Raw genomic sequence first — 15,343 nt, forward strand, 5'->3', positions numbered from 1 at the left:
TCACTGGTCCTCTGCGCCCTCTGTCGAGGCGCCGTCTGTCTCATCCGCAGGCGCCGTTTCCGCCGCCTCGGGGCCGGGGCTTTCGATGGCTTCCAGCCCGGTTTCCACCTCTTCAATCGGTTCCGGGCGGATCAGGCGGAACTCGATGCGGCGGTTTTCCTCGCGCCCCGCTTCAGTGTCGTTATCCGCGATCGGCTGGCTTTCGCCATAACCCACGGCGGCATAGGTCGAGGTCAGCACCCGCCGCGACCGCAACTCGTTCAGGATGGACTGGGCCCGTGCCTGGCTGAGCTGCTGGTTCATCTCTTCACGGCCCTGGCTGTCGGTGTGGCCCTGGATCTCCATCCGGATTGGCCCGCATTCGCGCAGCAGGTCGGCAATGCTGTTGAGCGTGTCCAGCGAGCCCGAGGCCACCGTGGCCGAGCCCGGCTCGAACGCGATCTTGTTGGCCTGCTGCATCTCGGCGATCTGCTCTTCGCAGAATTCCGGGTCGGGCAGGGCGTCTTCGGGTTCGGGCGGTTCCTGATAGGTAATCGACAGGTCGAAATCCTGCGCCTCGCCCAGCTTTTCCGAGAGCAGCCCGGCGATCTCGGCGCTGGCATCCGCGTCATGGCTCATCCCGCTGAGCACGACGTTGTCAGGCGTGACGGTTAGCGCGCCGTTGTTCAGCCGCGACAGCGCCTCGAGCCCGGCCAGCACCCGCACCGGCCAGTCTGCGGGCAGGTCAGGCACCACGCGCGTTGCGGTGTGCACGGCGGTCGAGCCAAAGGCCGCGCGGGCGTAGCTGTCGGTCATGTCGCGCAGGGTCTCGTCGCCGACCCGGCCCCGCAGCTGCACCAGCCCCTCGGGGCTGAGCGTGGCGGTGAACTCGGAGGGACCTGCAGTGTTGGCAACCTCGGGCTCGGGCAGGACGGCGTGCAGGGCAAAGACCTTGGGCAGGCTGGTCTCAAGCTCTCCGACAACCCGGTCGAAATCGGCCTGATCGGTGCCCTGCTGGGCGATCAGAGTGATGTCAGCGTCGGCGATGGTGACCGAGCCCCGGCCCAACTCGGCCAGCGCGCTGATGCTGAGTTCGGCTGCCTGTGCCCAATTGGGTGACGGCACGCCCAGCCCGATGGTGCAGTTGGCCCGGCCTTCCAGCCCGGCCCTGTGCGCGGCCGCGACGATGCGGTTGCGGGCGGTGTCATCCTGGGCCGAGCAGGCGTCGAACCGGGCGCCCTCATCGCCGATCAGGAACCGCAGGGTGAACGGCGTGATGACCGGGCGCGGGGCCGAGATCGACAATCCGATCCGCAGGCTGGGTGGCGCGGCGCGGGTCAGCTCCTGTTCCAGCCGGGCCTTTTCCTCGGGGCTGTCCGAGATCGCGGTGATCTTGACCAGCCCGGCACTGGCCGAGACCTTGGCGCGCGGCAGTTTCGACAGCGCCAGCACCGCAAAGGCCATCGCGTCGTCCCACCCGGCGGGTTTGGGATAGTCGGCGGTTTCCATCAGATCGGTCACCAGTGCCTGCCGGTCGAGTTTCTGCAGCGCTTCCGCCAACGCCTCGCGATCCTCGCTGGCCGGGATCAGGCCGATGATCGAGATGCCGCTGTCATTGCGCAGGATCTCGGCCGAAAAGCGTGGGGGTGCCAGATCCGCGGTGGGCGCCACATCCATTCCGTCGATGACGCGAGAGGGGTCGACCTCATCCCCCGCGACGGTCAGCGCGTTGAACCGGGTGGCCTCGTCCGGGGCGGTGCCGGTGATGACGACCCGCAACCCGTCCGACTGAACCTCGGCCCAGTCGTGCCCCTTGGTATCAAGGGCCCGCCGCACCACGATTTCCGAGTTCCTCTCGACCGCGGTGACCGCGTAGCTTGCGCCGATCAGGCACAGACCCGCGGCCAGAACAAAGGTCAGAACGACCACGATGGAAAAGGATGGGCGCATGGGCAGCTTATGTCTTGTCCGGTCTTTCGGGCGAAGTCTTACAGGCCCCCGCCCCGGGGTGCAATCACACCAGCAGGGCGGCACCAAGGAAGATCAGCGGAATAAGGCCGGTGTCGCGATTGGCCCAGAACAGTTGCAGTAGCTTGGCGTTGTCCTCGATGTCGAGGCCGCGCAACTGCCAGGCCATGTGCCAGCCCATGGCCCAGGGCGCGGCGATGGCCAGTACCAGTGCCAGAATCGAGGCATCGGGCAGCGCCGCCTCGATCACCGCCAGCCCCATCAGGGTGACGGTGGCGACCAGAAAATACTTCATCCAGCGTGCCGTGTCGGTGCCGAACAGGCGGGCGGTGGATTTCACCCCGATCAGCGCGTCATCCTCGGTGTCCTGATGCGCATAGATCGTGTCATAGAACAGCGTCCAGGCGATGCCCGCGCCGTAAAGCAGCACCGCGGGCCAGCCCAGCGAGCCGCTATGCGCGGTCCAGGCCAGCAGCGCGCCCCAGTTGAAGGCCAGCCCCAGAAACGCCTGCGGCCACCAGGTGAATCGCTTGGCAAAGGGATAGATCGTGACCGGCAACAGCGACAGCACGCCCATGGCGATTGCGGCGCGGTTGAAGGTCAGCAGGATCGCCAGCCCCAGCAGCGACTGGATCACCATCCACACCACCGCCTGTTTCACCGTCACCTGGCCCGAGGGGAGCGGGCGCGACCGTGTCCGCTCGACCTGGCCGTCGAAATCGCGGTCGGTGATGTCGTTCCAGGTGCAGCCTGCGCCGCGCATCACGAAGGCGCCGATGGCGCAGCCCACCGCGATCCACAGATCGCCCCAGCGCGGGTCGCCGCCGTCGAGCATGGCCAAGAGCAGCCCCCACCAGCAGGGAATCAGCAACAGCCACGTGCCGATGGGCCGGTCGGCGCGGCTGAGCCGAAGATAGGGCCGGGCAAACGCCGGGGCATAGGTGTCGACCCAGTTGTCCGCGACCGCATCCGCGACCTGACCATCTGGTGTTGGGGCATCGCCTTGCATATGTAGGCCCTTATGAGTGCAAAGATCAGGCTGTATGTAGAGCACCCTCTGGGCCCGGGGCAATCGGTAGCTTTGACGCGTGAGCATGCGCATTACCTTTTCGGCGTGATGCGGCTGTCTGCTGGCGCGCCAGTGGCCCTGTTCAACGGGCGCGACGGAGAGTGGCTGGCCGAGGTGGCCGAGGCGGGCAAGCGCGGCGGCACGCTTGTCTGCGTCGAACAGACGCGACCCTTGCAGATGCCGCCCGATCTGTGGCTGTTCTTCGCCCCGATCAAGAAGGCGCGCACCGATTTCATCGTCGAAAAGGCCGCCGAGATGGGGGCCGCGCGGATCGTCCCGGTGCAGACCGAGTTCACCAATTCCGAACGCATCCGGCAGGACCGGTTGCAGGCCCATGCCATCGAGGCCGCCGAGCAATGCGGCGGCACCTTCGTGCCCGAGGTCTGCGCGATGCAGAAACTCGACCGCGTGCTGGCCGACTGGCCCGAGGGGCGGCAACTGATGTTCTGCAACGAGGCCGAGGTCGGCTCGGCCCTGCGGCTGGCCGAACATGAAAAGGGGCGGCCCTGGGCGATTCTGATCGGGCCCGAGGGCGGATTCTCGGACCGCGAGCGTGCGCGTCTGACGGCGCTGCCTTATTCCCACGTGGTCACCCTCGGCCCCCGCATCCTGCGGGCGGATACGGCGGCGGTGGCGGCGCTGACGCTGTGGCAGCAGGCGTTGGGGGACTGGGGATGAGCTGGCGCCGGGCGCAGGACGCGGACGTTCCGGGGATCGAGCGGTTCCTGCGCGCGCGTCTACAAAGCTCGATGTTTCTGCTGGCCAATCTTCAAAACCACGGCCTGACCGGCGACGCGCCGCATGCGATGACGATATGGGCGTTGGGTGACGAACCACGCGGTGTCTTTGGCATTTCCCGGCAGGGCATGGTGCTGCTGCAATGCCCTGATTGCGGCGAGGCCGATCTGCGCGCCGCCACTGCCCTGATCGCGGATCGCGAGGTGACCGGGATCATCGGTGAGGCGGCACAGGCACGGCGGCTGATGGCGCTGGCCGGTTGGGAGCATCGCGCCGCCAAGCTGAACAAGGATGAGCCCGCCTTTGCGCTGGACCTCGCGCGTCTGGTCATCCCCGAGAGCTCCGACACCGAACTGGTGCCGCTGGCCGATGTGGACCGGTCGATACCGGTGGCATGGCGCGCCGCGTATCACGCCGAAGTGCTGGGCGCCCACCCGGACGAGTCGCGCCAACTGGCCGAGCAGGATGTAAGCGCATATATCGAACGCGGTTCTCACCGGGTCCTGCTGGCCGACGGGCAACCGGTCTGCATGACCGGTTTCAACGCCAGCCTGCCGGATGTGGTGCAGATCGGCGGGGTCTATACGCCGCCCGACCTGCGCGGACACGGCTACGCGCGCCGGGCGGTTGCGTTGCATCTGGACGAGGCGCGGCAGACCGGGGTCACCCGCGCCATTCTGTTTGCCGCCAATGCGCCCGCCGTCCGTGCCTATCAGGCCATCGGGTTCGAGCGCGCGGGTTCGCTCGCCCTGATCCTCTTCGACATGCAGACGGAGGTCACCGCATGAGCTTCATCCGCCCCGAGGCCAAGACCGCCATCTGGCGCTGGCGTGAAGTGCTGGTCGGGATTGGCGTGGGTCTGCTTGGGTTTAGCTGGATCGGTGGGCCCGGCGGGCTGCTGGGCTGGATCGGCTGGGTGCTGGTTCTCGCGGGGGTGGCGCTGGCGGTGATCGGGGTGCAGCGGGCGCGCTTTCGCACCGGTGCGGGCGGGCCGGGCCTTGTCACCGTGGATGAGGGCCAGATCACCTATATGGGTCCCCTGACCGGCGGCATGGTTGCCGCGCAGGAGTTGGAGCGGCTGGCGCTCGACCCCACCTCGCGGCCTGCGCATTGGGTGCTGGAACAGCCCGGGCAGGCCACGCTTCACATTCCGGTGAACGCCGAAGGCGCCGAGGCGCTGTTCGATGTGTTCTCGAGCCTGCCGGGGCTGAAAACCGAGCAGATGCTGGCCGAACTCAACGGCGGTTCCGCTCACCCGGTCGTGATCTGGGAACGTCATCCCATGCGGCCTCCGGGATTGCGGCTGCATTGACACCGCGCGCGTTTGCGACCACGACTGACCCTCACGAACAGACACTTCAGGATCGGAGCACGGCTCATGTCCATTCCCCAGTCCGGCGGCGGACCGATTGAGCGCCACGAACAACTGGCCGAGTATCTGGCCGACGGTTGCAAGCCCAGGCAGGATTGGCGGATCGGAACCGAGCATGAGAAGTTCGGCTATTGCAAGGACACCCTGAAACCGCTGCCCTACGAGGGCAAGCGCTCGATTCTCGCGGTGCTCGAAGGGCTGCGCGATCTGCATGACTGGGAGCCGCTGGAAGAAGGCGGTAAGCTGATCGGCCTGCAAAAGGACGGGGCCAATGTCTCGCTGGAACCGGGCGGGCAGCTGGAACTGTCAGGCGCACCGCTGGAAACCATTCACGAGACCTGTGACGAGGTGAACGCGCATCTCAAGGACGTGAAGGACATCGCCGACAAGATCGGAGTGGGCTTCATCGGTCTGGGTGCGGCGCCGATCTGGACCCATGACGAGATGCCGCTGATGCCCAAGGGGCGGTACAAGCTCATGGATGCCTACATGCAGAAGGTGGGCACCATGGGCCGCACCATGATGCGGCGGACCTGCACCGTGCAGGTCAATCTGGATTTCGCGTCCGAGGCGGACATGGTGCAGAAACTGCGCGTGGCGCTGGCGCTACAACCGGTGGCGACCGCGCTCTTTGCCAATTCCCCGTTCCTCGAAGGCAAACCCAATGGCCACAAATCCTGGCGCAGCCGGGTCTGGCGCGATCTGGACGCGGCCCGCACCGGCATGCTGCCCTTCGTGTTCGAGGACGGGTTCGGGTTCGAGCGCTGGGTGGACTACGCGCTCGATGTGCCGATGTATTTCGTCTATCGCGACGGGCAGTATATCGACGCGCTGGGCCAGAGTTTCCGCGATTTCCTGAAAGGTGAGTTACCCGCGCTGCCGGGCGAAACGCCGATGCTTAGCGACTGGGCCGATCACCTGACCACCGCCTTCCCCGAGGCACGGATCAAGAAGTTCATCGAGATGCGTGGCGCCGATGGCGGCCCGTGGCGGCGCCTGTGTGCTTTGCCCGCCTTCTGGGTCGGTCTGATGTACGATCAGGGCGCGCTGGATGCGGCTTGGGATCTGGTCAAGGGTTGGGACACTGAGACCCGCGACGCACTGCGCGTTGCCGCCAGCGAAGGCGCCCTGCAAGCGCAGGTCAGGGGCATTCGGATGCACGATCTGGCCCGCGAAGTGATCTCCATTGCCGAGGCTGGCCTCAAGGCCCGCGCCTATCCGGGCGCTGGCGGGCTGGTGCCGGACGAGACGCACTTCCTCAATGCGCTCAAGGACAGTCTGGACAGCGGCAAGGTGCCCGCGGACGAGTTGCTGGACCGCTACAATGGCGATTGGGACAGCGACCTGACCCGGATCTACGCCGATTACAGCTATTGATCCATGACCCATCCGCCGGGGCGGCGGATGGGGTTTCGGGACTGGATCAGCGCGTCAGAACCGGTAGGTGGCGCGGATTTGAATGGTCGTGGCCTCGACATCGACGCCGGAACTGTTGAAATCGTCGAACTCATGATACAGGATCTCGCCCCCGACGCTGAGACCGCCTCCGACCAGCATTTCATAGCCTGCGCCGATGAAATAGCCGTCATCGCTGCCCAGCGTGTCGGTGTCCGCGTCAGCAAACCCGACCGTGCCGTAAAGCAGTCCGTCGCCGATCTTGTAGCCGCCGCGCGCCTTGACCCGCAGCACGTTTTCCAGCGTGGCGGCGGTCCCCACTTCGATATCCGCGAAATCGTAATCAAGACCCGCGCCAAGCACCCAATCGCCAAAGTCGTGGTCATAGCCCACGACCAGACCGCCGATCAGGCCGTCGCCCTCGACACCGGCGGCGTTGGTGTCGACGTCGGCATATCCAATCTGACCCCCGGCATAAAACCCGGACCAGTTGCCGCTGGATTGCGCCAGGGCAGAACCGGCAGGAATCGCGGCAATGGCCGAAGCTAGGGCAATCTGTCTTAGCATTTCCTATCCTTTCGTATCCGAGGTCACCGGAGCCCCAAATGGGATCCGGTGCTATCAATGTGAGAGTATACGGCGCAGGCGTACATGTGGATCACCGGGGCAGGGGACGGACAGCGCAAACCGGCGTGTTTTTTCCCGTTCGGTCGGCATGTTTTGGCTGATCCCCGAAATGTGATCGGGCACTCTGTGCGCAAGGAACGGAAAACGGCGGCAGAAGGGTCTGCCGCCGCTGTTCGCTTTGGGATGGTCCGGCTTACTGCTGAAGCGAGGCCGGGTCCTTGTCGGCGATGTCTTCCCAGTTGGCACTGGCCTTTTCGATAAAGCCGGGGATGTCGCCTTCCCAGCGCTGCTGGATGTCGGGCGAAATGTTCAGGTACAGCTTGTTGTCGACGATCTTCCAGATGTTGGGATCACCGTCGAACTTAAAGCCCATGGCCGCACCAAAGGCGCAGTAGCCGCCATATTCGGGCAGGTAGGCCTCGGGGTTGGCCTCGAACGCGGCCTTGTTCTCTTCCGATGCAAAGCGGTACATCGCATCGTTGTGGAGTGTCGTGATCTTCCAGTTGCCCTTGGTGGGCTCACCTTCGGTGAAATAGGCCACCGGGTCATAGCCTTGCAGCGCCAGACCGGTCGAGCTTGCGTTGATCTCGACACCGGCGGCCAGAGCCGAGGTTGCCAGCGCAACCGAGAGTGCCACGCCACCCAGCAGAGATTTTACCTTGTTCATGGGTTCACCTTTCTTGTGTGTGCCAGCCGGGGTGCCGTAATTGCGTCCGATTGGCTGTAGTGTTTGATGCGTGCGGCCGAAATAAACCGTCACGTCACAGCAGGTGGCACCGGCCCCGGTAACGTTCAAAACAACCTATTGTGTATGTGCATGGGCGAAAAATTCCTGTGCGGTGATACACAGTTGGCGCCCGCGTTAGCAGGTGTCGGGGGTCAGCCCGGTGGTGAAGCGGATCACCTTGTCGGCGGGCATTTCACAGGGCCGCAACAAGAGTTGACCGTCCGACAGACGGTAGAGGTTGAGGCTGATGTAATCCGGCCCGCCGCGTTCATTCGCGACCAGTTTATGCGCCCGACCATTGGCCGATGCGGTGCGGCTGACAACATAGGACCGCCCGCTTGAGCGGCCGGTGAACGTGCCCGTGGGCAGGGCAAAGAAAGCTTCCGAAAACGCGGCCGGAACCGTCAAGACTGGCCGATCTTGGGCTCGGTCCCGGCCTTGATGCGGGAGATGTTCGCACTGTGGCGCCAATAGACCAGCAGTGTCAGGATCACGCCCAGCAGGAAGGCCGAGCTGTGCCCCAGAAACAGCGCCCAGATGGTTGACGAGGCGGCGGCGGCCAGTGCCCCTGCCGAAGACATGCGTGAGATCACCGCGGCGGCAAGCCAGGTCAGGCAGCAGGCCACGCCCACGGGCCAGGCCAGCGCAAGCCAGAGGCCCAGAAAGGTCGCAACGCCCTTGCCGCCCTTGAAGCTCAGCCAGACCGGAAAGCAATGGCCGACAAAGGCGGTCAGGGCGGCCAGTTGCGCCGCGTCTTCTCCGGCGAGCAGCCGCGCCAGCAACACCGCCACCGCGCCCTTGCCGCCGTCGAACAACACCGTCAGCGCGGCGGCGGTCTTGTTGCCGGTGCGCAGCACGTTGGTGGCCCCGATATTGCCCGATCCGATCTCGCGCAGGTTGCCCAGCCCCATGACTTTGGCCAGCACCATGCCGAAAGGGACCGAGCCCAGCCCGTAGCCGATGACGGCCCAGAGGATCAGTTGCAGCGTTGTTGAGTCGATGGGCGGCATCAGTCTCTCCGGTAGACGGGCGTTCCGCCCACGTAAGTTGCCAGCACCCTACCTTGCATGCGCTGGCCGTCAAACGGGGTGTTCTGGGATTTCGATTTCAGGGTGAACCGGTCGAGCACAAAGGGCACATCGGGGTCGAACAGCACCAGATCGGCGGGCGCGCCCTCGGACAGACGGCCGCTCGCCAGCCCCAGCCGTTTGGCCGGATTCAGCGCCATGGCACGGAACAGGGTCGGCAGGTCCAACTGCTCGGCATGATAGAGGCGCAGGGCGGCGGGCAGCAGCGTTTCCAGCGCAACGGCGCCCGATGCCGCCTCTTCGAACGGTAGCCGCTTGCTTTCCTCGTCCTGCGGCGTGTGCATCGAGCTGATTGTGTCGATCAGGCCCGTGTGCACCGCCTCGATCACCGCCTGCCGGTCGTCTTCGGAGCGCAGCGGCGGCTTGACCTTGAAGAAGGTGCGATAGTCGGCCACGTCCAGCTCGTTCAGCGTCAGGTGATGGATCGAAGTGCCGGCGGTGATGTCCAGACCGTTGCGCTTGGCCCGCTCCAGCGCGGGCAGGGCGCGGGCGGTGGTGATCTGGTCGGCATGGTATTTGGCGCCGGTCATCTCAAGCAGGGCGATATCGCGGTCCAGCCCCATCCGCTCGGCCATGGGTGAGACCGAGGCCAGGCCGCGCAGGGCGGCAAACTTGCCGCTGGTCGCGGCGGCGCCGTTGCTCAGCCCCGGCTCCTGCGGATGGGCGATGACCAGCGCCCCGCAGGAGCGCGCATAGGTCAGCGCCCGCGAGAACACCTTTGTATTGGTCACAACGTGGTCGCAGTCGGTAAAGGCCACGGCACCTGCGTCGAGCAAAAACCCGATCTCGGTCATCTCGCGCCCCTCGCGCCCCTTGGTCAGTGCGGCCATGGGCAGCACGTTGACCGGCGTATCCGCCTGCGCGCGGCGGGTGACGAATTCCAGCGTCTCGGGCGTGTCGATAACCGGCGCAGTATCGGGCCGGGTGATGATCGTGGTCACACCCCCGGCAGCGGCGGCCAGCCCGGCGGATTTATAGCTTTCCTTGTGGCGCTCACCGGGTTCACAGACCTTGACGCCGATATCGACGATGCCGGGCGCGAGGCACTTACCGCCGCAGTCGATACGCTCTGCATCCGGTGCGTCCGGCCCCTGCGCGCCGTCGCCCCGGGCCACGATGCGCCCGTCCGACACGTTTAGCCAGCCGATGGCGTCCGTCCCGGCTTCGGGGTCGATCAGGCGGGCGTTGGTGAAGAGGATATCGCTCATGTCAGCGCCCTTTCGATGGCGGCTTTGGTGGCGGCGGGGTCGGCCTGGTACTTGATCAGATGCTTGTCGCCGCTTCGGGTGACGATCTGGACGAAACTGCCCATGGTGTGCACCGCCTCGATCTGGTTCAGCGGCACGCGGCGGCCCGCGGTGGTCAGCGCGTCCTTCGTGATCTCCCAGACCACTGCCAGATCTTCCGAGGCCAGATACCAGCCGCGCAGGGCGACGGCGGCCAGCCCGGCGGGCGCGCCGGTCCAGACATGCGGGTTGCCGACCAGCCACAGCACCGCCATCGCCGCGGCCATGCCCCCGGCGGCCAGCCAGGCGTAGCTGCGGATATAGGTTTGGCGGTCGGCGGGGAAACGGGTCACAGGGCCAGCCACAGGATGCCTCCGACGATCAGGGCCATGACTACGGCAAACAGGGTAAAGCCGATCCGCCGCGCCTCGGCCCGGGCCTGCCGCGGGGAGGCGCGAGGGGCGGAGAAGGGCTTGGCGCTTTCGGCGGTCATGGGCCGGGCGGTCCAGTTCGTGCCCTCTTCGGTGAAGAAACCGGCAAGTGCCATGCGGGGATCTGGGGTCAGCTCCAGCGCCCGGTCTTTGAAGGCTTTGCTGCGCAGGACCATCACCCAGCCCTCGACGGCCTCAAGCGCTGCGCGGTCGAGCTGATCCTCGGAGATGCCGCAGCCCTCGGTCAGGTAGCCGTAAAGACCCAGCTCTTCCAGATCCGAGACCGGGAACACTTCGATCTGGTCCTCGTCCAAGGCATCCACGCCCAGGACCTGCGCCGCCGCGCCCGGCTCGCGCAGGAATTTCGCCTCTTCGGGGCGCATGTCGAGCGTGAACAGACGCAGCACGCCGCGTTCGTTCCTGGCGACGGTCAGCTTGCTCATGCGGCCTCGCGCAGGTTGTGGGCCAGCAATTCCATGGCGGCCATGCGCACGGCCACGCCCATCTCGACCTGTTCCTGAATGACCGAGCGGTTGATGTCGTCGGCCAGCGTGCCGTCGATCTCGACACCCCGGTTCATCGGCCCCGGGTGCATGACAATGGCATCCGGTTTCGCCAGCTTCAGCTTCTCGCCGTCCAGCCCGTGGCGGTGGTAATATTCGCGTTCCGAGGGGATGAAGCCGCCATCCATCCGCTCTTTCTGAAGCCGCAGCATCATCACCACGTCCACGTCCCGCAGCCCCTCGCGCATGTCGTCATAGACCTCGGCCCCGAACTCGGCGAACTGGCCGGGAACCAGCGTCGGCGGGCCGATCAGGCGGATGCGGTTTTCCATCTTGCCCAGCAGGATTAGGTTCGACCGCGCCACGCGGGAATGGGCGATGTCGCCGCAGATCGCGATGTTCAGCCGGTGCAGCCGCCCCTTGGCCCGGCGGATGGTCAGCGCGTCCAGCAGCGCCTGCGTCGGGTGCTCGTGCCGCCCGTCGCCTGCGTTCAGCACCGCGCAGTTCACCTTCTGCGCCAGCAGATCGACCGCGCCGGAATGCGGGTGCCGCACCACCAGCAGGTCCGGGTGCATGGCGTTCAGCGTCATCGCGGTGTCGATCAGCGTCTCGCCCTTTTTGATCGAGCTCGCCTGCATCGCCATGTTCATCACATCCGCGCCCAGCCGCTTGCCCGCCAGCTCGAAACTGGCCTGCGTGCGGGTCGAGTTTTCGAAGAACATGTTGATCTGAGTCAACCCGGCCAGCACGTCGGCATGTTTGGCCGATTGCCGGTTCAGCTCCACGTATTTCTCGGCCAGATCCAGAATGGCGGTGATGTCATGGGGGGAAAGCTGCTCGATGCCAAGAAGATGACGATGGGCAAAACGCATGGGCGGCTCCGGTCTGACAGTCCCGCCGCTTATAGGAAGGACACGGCAGAGGGGCAATATGGCGTGATCACTCGGTGTCCAGCGCTTCGCAGCCGCCATCGTCGGTGCATTGCTCGCCCGGTCTGCACCAGCGGCCCTTGCCGCAATCGACGGCCTTGACGGGGACGCAGCCGCGAATGCGCGAGCATTTGAAGCCGGGCCGGCATTGCGAGCCGGTCTCGGGGCAGAGGAACCAGCCGGGCCGGGTGCAGCCGCCGCCGGGGATGCAGGTGCTGCCCGCCGGGCAAACCCGGCCCTCGCATCGGATTTCCCGGCTCGGTACGCAGGTCCCCGTCGGATCACACCGGTTGCCCAGCGGACAGTCGCTGTTGCTGAAACATTTGTCGGGGTCCGAACCGGGCCGCGTATTGGGGGCGATGGGATCGCATCGCGAACCGCCCGCCACGCATTTCTCAAACGGCCCACACGTGCGCCCGCCTCCGCAATAGGTGCCACCGGGCGGGATGCAGAACCCATCCCAGCTGCAGCGCTGGCCGAGGTTGCAGCAATTGCTGGCCCCGCATTGAAAGGTGCCCGCGCGGCATTCGGTGTGAAAATCCGCCTGCGCTGTGGGCGCGAGAAGGTCGAGGACAAGTGCAAGCAACAGGGTAAGGCGCAGCGTCATGGGCCCATGCTCGGGCGGTCTTTGGTCGCTGACAAGCCCAATTCGCTTTCCCTTATCGTCAGGCAGGATAGATTGAGACACATGGAATCGGCCTTGGACTATCACACCGCTCGGGCGCTGCTGGAATGGCAGATCGAACTGGGCGTGACCGAGACCATCGGGGATGCACCGGTGGACCGGTATGCGTTGCCCGACACCGCGCCCAAGCCGAAAAAGCTGCAATCCGCCAAGCCCGCGCCGGAGAAATCGCCAGAGGCCGATCCAGTTGAGGTGGCGCAACAGGCTGCAAAAGGCGCCGGATCGCTGGCCGAGCTGCGCGCGGTCATGGAGGCGTTTGACCTCTGCGACCTCAAGCGCGGCGCGCGGCAACTGGTCTTTGCCGATGGCAACCCCGCGGCCCGCGTGATGATCATCGGCGAGGCGCCGGGACGTGACGAGGATCGCGAGGGGCGGCCTTTCGTGGGCCGGGCCGGGCAATTGCTGGACAAGATGCTGGCGGCGATCGACCTGAACCGTGCCGAGACGGTCTATATCACCAATGTCCTGCCCTGGCGACCGCCGCAGAACCGCGATCCCAAACCCGAAGAGATCGGGATGATGAAGCCGTTCCTTGAACGCCACGTGGCGCTGGCGAAACCGGATGTGCTGGTGCTGATGGGCAATATCAGCTGTCAGGCGGTGCTGGGCAAGCGCGGCATTACACGGCTGCGCGGCAACTGGGATCAGGCGATGAACCTGCCGGTCATCCCGATGTTTCACCCCGCCTACCTGCTGCGCCAGCCGCAGATGAAGCGGCAGGCCTGGGCGGATCTGCTGGAGCTCAAGGCGAAACTGAAAGGCATCTGATGCGTATCCTGGCCTTTTCCGACCTGCACATGGCCCGCGCCCGCGCCGCCGATCTGGTGGCGGCCAGCGAAGGGGCCGATCTGGTGATCGGGGCCGGGGATTACTGTAACGGGCGCAAAGGGCTGGACGATGCGATGGCGATGCTGTCGGGCATCTCGGTGCCGCTGGTTCTGGTGCCGGGCAACGCCGAAAGCGCTGGGGAACTGTCCGAGGCCGCCCCCGATGGCGCGCATGTGCTGCATGGCCAGACCGCCACCGTGGACGGTCTGCGCCTGTTCGGGCTCGGCTACGGCGTGCCGGTGACGCCCTTTGGCGCGTGGTCCTGCGACCTGTCCGAGGCCGAGGCGGCCGAAATGCTGGACCGCTGCGACACCGCCGACATCCTGATCACCCATTCTCCGCCCAAGGGCCTGGTCGACAAGACCTCGCACGGGGCCTCGGTCGGGTCGGTCGCCGTGCGCGATGCCATCGAGCGGTTGCAGCCCGCGCTGGCCTTTTGCGGCCATATTCACGACAGCTGGGGCGCGCGCGGCATGATCGGACGGACCGAGGTGGTCAATCTGGGCCCCACCGTGAACTGGTTCGAGGTGTCTGCTTGATCGACACCTTCACCCTGCTGACTTTCCTGCCCGCGGCGCTGGCGCTGAACCTGTCGCCGGGCGCGGACATGATGTTCTGCTTCGGGCAGGGCCTGCGCTCGGGCCCCCGCGCGGCGGTGGCGGCAAGTGCGGGGATTTCAACCGGCTCGATGGTGCATGTGGCGCTGGCAGGGCTGGGCCTCGGCGCCGCTGTGTCCGCGATGCCGTGGCTCTTCGACGTGATCCGCTGGGTCGGGGTGGGATACCTGCTGTTTCTCGCCTGGACTGCCATCCGCACCGGAGCCATTCCCCCGGAAGCGCCGCAGAAACCCGCCAAACGCGCCTTTCGCGACGGGTTGCTGGTGAACCTGACCAATCCCAAGGTGATCCTGTTCGTCCTCGCCTTCATCCCGCAATTCATCGACCCCGCCGCTGGGCCGATCCTGGCGCAATTCGTGATCTTTGGCCTGATCATCGCGCTGGGCGGGTTCTTCATCAACGGCGCCGTCGGCGTATTCGCAGGCGGGGCCGGGCGGCGGCTGACCGGCAACCCACGCGCGGCGCGCGTGCTGGGCTGGCTCAGCGGCGGCATATTCACGGCGCTGGCCCTGCGGCTGGCCATCATGGAAAGGGCCTGACATCCAATGTCGCGCATCGACGAAAGCCTCGATTTCATCCCCGTCCGCATTGCCGTCCTGACGGTCTCGGACAGCCGCTCGCTGGACGAGGACCGCTCGGGCCAGACGCTGGCCGACCGGATCGAGCGGGCGGGGCACGAGCTGGCCGACCGCAAGATCCTGCGCGACGAACGGGCCGAGATTGCTGATCAGCTGCGTGCCTGGATTGCGGACCCTGAGATCGACGTGGTGATCTCGACCGGAGGCACCGGGCTGACGGGCCGGGATGTGACGGTCGAAGCGCATCGCGACGTCTATGAAAAGGAAATCGAGGCCTTCGGTACCGTTTTCACCCTGATCTCGATGGACAAGATCGGCACCTCGGCGGTGCAGTCCCGCGCCACTGGCGGCGTGGCAGGCGGCACCTACCTGTTTGCGCTGCCCGGCAGCCCCGGCGCCTGCAAGGATGCCTGGGACGGAATTCTGGAAAAACAGCTCGATTACCGCCACCGCCCCTGCAATTTCGTGGAAATAATGCCCAGATTGGACGAACACCAGCGACGGAAGTAGACTTGTCGCGCGTTTGAACACGTGTAACCGTCTTTTGGCTTGGCATTTTTTCCTGCCCGGCTACCTGTTGGTG

19 protein-coding genes are annotated in these 15,343 nt (G+C 65.8%); 8 read left to right on the top strand and 11 right to left on the bottom strand.

Going from position 1 to position 15,343, the window contains the following annotated elements; genetic code table 11:
* Together GOX53_RS09445 and ubiA are read right to left on the bottom strand one after the other, a co-directional pair.
* Positions 1–1,929, bottom strand: a complete 1,929-nt coding sequence (locus GOX53_RS09445) for an OmpA family protein (protein ID WP_171175671.1) — start codon at positions 1,927–1,929, stop codon at positions 1–3.
* A 64-nt stretch (positions 1,930–1,993) separates the two neighbouring features.
* Positions 1,994–2,956 carry a 4-hydroxybenzoate octaprenyltransferase gene (ubiA, locus tag GOX53_RS09450; RefSeq protein WP_171175673.1) on the bottom strand — a complete coding sequence of 321 codons (963 nt, stop codon included), beginning with the start codon at positions 2,954–2,956 and terminating at the stop codon, positions 1,994–1,996.
* Between the two features lie 12 nt (positions 2,957–2,968).
* On the opposite strand from ubiA, the gene GOX53_RS09455 reads away from it, so the two are divergent.
* From GOX53_RS09455 to GOX53_RS09470, 4 genes are all read left to right on the top strand, one after another.
* Entirely contained in the window at positions 2,969–3,694 is a 726-nt protein-coding gene (locus tag GOX53_RS09455; protein ID WP_171175675.1) for a 16S rRNA (uracil(1498)-N(3))-methyltransferase, read from the top strand.
* Positions 3,691–4,542, top strand: coding sequence for a GNAT family N-acetyltransferase (locus tag GOX53_RS09460; RefSeq protein ID WP_171175677.1), 852 nt, complete (start codon positions 3,691–3,693; stop codon positions 4,540–4,542). The genes GOX53_RS09455 and GOX53_RS09460 overlap by 4 nt, the downstream gene beginning before the upstream one ends.
* Positions 4,539–5,066 carry a DUF202 domain-containing protein gene (locus tag GOX53_RS09465; protein WP_171175678.1) on the top strand — a complete coding sequence of 176 codons (528 nt, stop codon included), beginning with the start codon at positions 4,539–4,541 and terminating at the stop codon, positions 5,064–5,066. The genes GOX53_RS09460 and GOX53_RS09465 overlap by 4 nt, the downstream gene beginning before the upstream one ends.
* A 66-nt stretch (positions 5,067–5,132) precedes the next feature.
* A complete protein-coding gene (locus GOX53_RS09470; RefSeq protein ID WP_171175679.1) occupies positions 5,133–6,503 on the top strand; it encodes a glutamate--cysteine ligase in 1,371 nt (456 codons plus the stop codon).
* 54 nt (positions 6,504–6,557) lie between these two features.
* On the opposite strand, the gene GOX53_RS09475 is transcribed toward GOX53_RS09470, so the two are convergent.
* From GOX53_RS09475 to GOX53_RS09515, 9 genes are all read right to left on the bottom strand, one after another.
* On the bottom strand, positions 6,558–7,088 hold the full coding sequence (locus GOX53_RS09475) for an outer membrane protein (RefSeq protein WP_171175680.1): 531 nt from the start codon (positions 7,086–7,088) through the stop codon (positions 6,558–6,560).
* A gap of 253 nt (positions 7,089–7,341) precedes the next feature.
* Entirely contained in the window at positions 7,342–7,815 is a 474-nt protein-coding gene (locus GOX53_RS09480) for a YHS domain-containing (seleno)protein (protein WP_171175681.1), read from the bottom strand.
* 195 nt (positions 7,816–8,010) lie between these two features.
* Positions 8,011–8,283, bottom strand: a complete 273-nt coding sequence (locus GOX53_RS09485; protein ID WP_171175682.1) for a hypothetical protein — start codon at positions 8,281–8,283, stop codon at positions 8,011–8,013.
* Positions 8,280–8,885, bottom strand: a complete 606-nt coding sequence (gene plsY, locus GOX53_RS09490) for a glycerol-3-phosphate 1-O-acyltransferase PlsY (RefSeq protein WP_171175683.1) — start codon at positions 8,883–8,885, stop codon at positions 8,280–8,282. Before plsY ends, GOX53_RS09485 begins: the two co-directional genes overlap by 4 nt.
* The gene (gene pyrC / locus GOX53_RS09495; protein WP_171175684.1) at positions 8,885–10,171 is read right to left on the bottom strand and encodes a dihydroorotase; all 1,287 of its coding nucleotides are present in this window, start codon (positions 10,169–10,171) and stop codon (positions 8,885–8,887) included. Before pyrC ends, plsY begins: the two co-directional genes overlap by 1 nt.
* Positions 10,168–10,554: a hypothetical protein gene (locus tag GOX53_RS09500; RefSeq protein WP_171175685.1), complete on the bottom strand. Its 387-nt coding sequence runs from the start codon at positions 10,552–10,554 to the stop codon at positions 10,168–10,170. The genes pyrC and GOX53_RS09500 overlap by 4 nt, the downstream gene beginning before the upstream one ends.
* On the bottom strand, positions 10,539–11,063 hold the full coding sequence (locus GOX53_RS09505) for a hypothetical protein (protein WP_171175687.1): 525 nt from the start codon (positions 11,061–11,063) through the stop codon (positions 10,539–10,541). Before GOX53_RS09505 ends, GOX53_RS09500 begins: the two co-directional genes overlap by 16 nt.
* Positions 11,060–11,995, bottom strand: a complete 936-nt coding sequence (locus GOX53_RS09510; protein ID WP_171175689.1) for an aspartate carbamoyltransferase catalytic subunit — start codon at positions 11,993–11,995, stop codon at positions 11,060–11,062. The genes GOX53_RS09505 and GOX53_RS09510 overlap by 4 nt, the downstream gene beginning before the upstream one ends.
* 67 nt (positions 11,996–12,062) lie before the next feature.
* Complete coding sequence (locus GOX53_RS09515; RefSeq protein ID WP_171175691.1) at positions 12,063–12,659, bottom strand: scavenger receptor class F, member 2; 597 nt, start codon at positions 12,657–12,659, stop codon at positions 12,063–12,065.
* Between the two features lie 81 nt (positions 12,660–12,740).
* Here GOX53_RS09515 and GOX53_RS09520 point away from each other — a divergent pair, with 81 nt between their 5' ends.
* From GOX53_RS09520 to moaB, 4 genes are read left to right on the top strand one after another with little or no spacing between them, the layout of a single operon-like run.
* Positions 12,741–13,505, top strand: a complete 765-nt coding sequence (locus GOX53_RS09520; RefSeq protein WP_171175693.1) for a uracil-DNA glycosylase family protein — start codon at positions 12,741–12,743, stop codon at positions 13,503–13,505.
* Positions 13,505–14,104, top strand: a complete 600-nt coding sequence (locus GOX53_RS09525) for a metallophosphoesterase (RefSeq protein WP_171175695.1) — start codon at positions 13,505–13,507, stop codon at positions 14,102–14,104. Before GOX53_RS09520 ends, GOX53_RS09525 begins: the two co-directional genes overlap by 1 nt.
* Entirely contained in the window at positions 14,101–14,721 is a 621-nt protein-coding gene (locus GOX53_RS09530) for a LysE family translocator (protein WP_171175698.1), read from the top strand. The genes GOX53_RS09525 and GOX53_RS09530 overlap by 4 nt, the downstream gene beginning before the upstream one ends.
* 6 nt (positions 14,722–14,727) lie before the next feature.
* Positions 14,728–15,270, top strand: coding sequence for a molybdenum cofactor biosynthesis protein B (gene moaB, locus GOX53_RS09535; RefSeq protein WP_171175700.1), 543 nt, complete (start codon positions 14,728–14,730; stop codon positions 15,268–15,270).
* Positions 15,271–15,343 lie beyond the last annotated feature (73 nt).

Origin of the sequence: Ruegeria sp. HKCCD8929, from assembly GCF_013031405.1 — a bacterium.
In the GTDB taxonomy this organism is placed as follows: domain Bacteria; phylum Pseudomonadota; class Alphaproteobacteria; order Rhodobacterales; family Rhodobacteraceae; genus Ruegeria.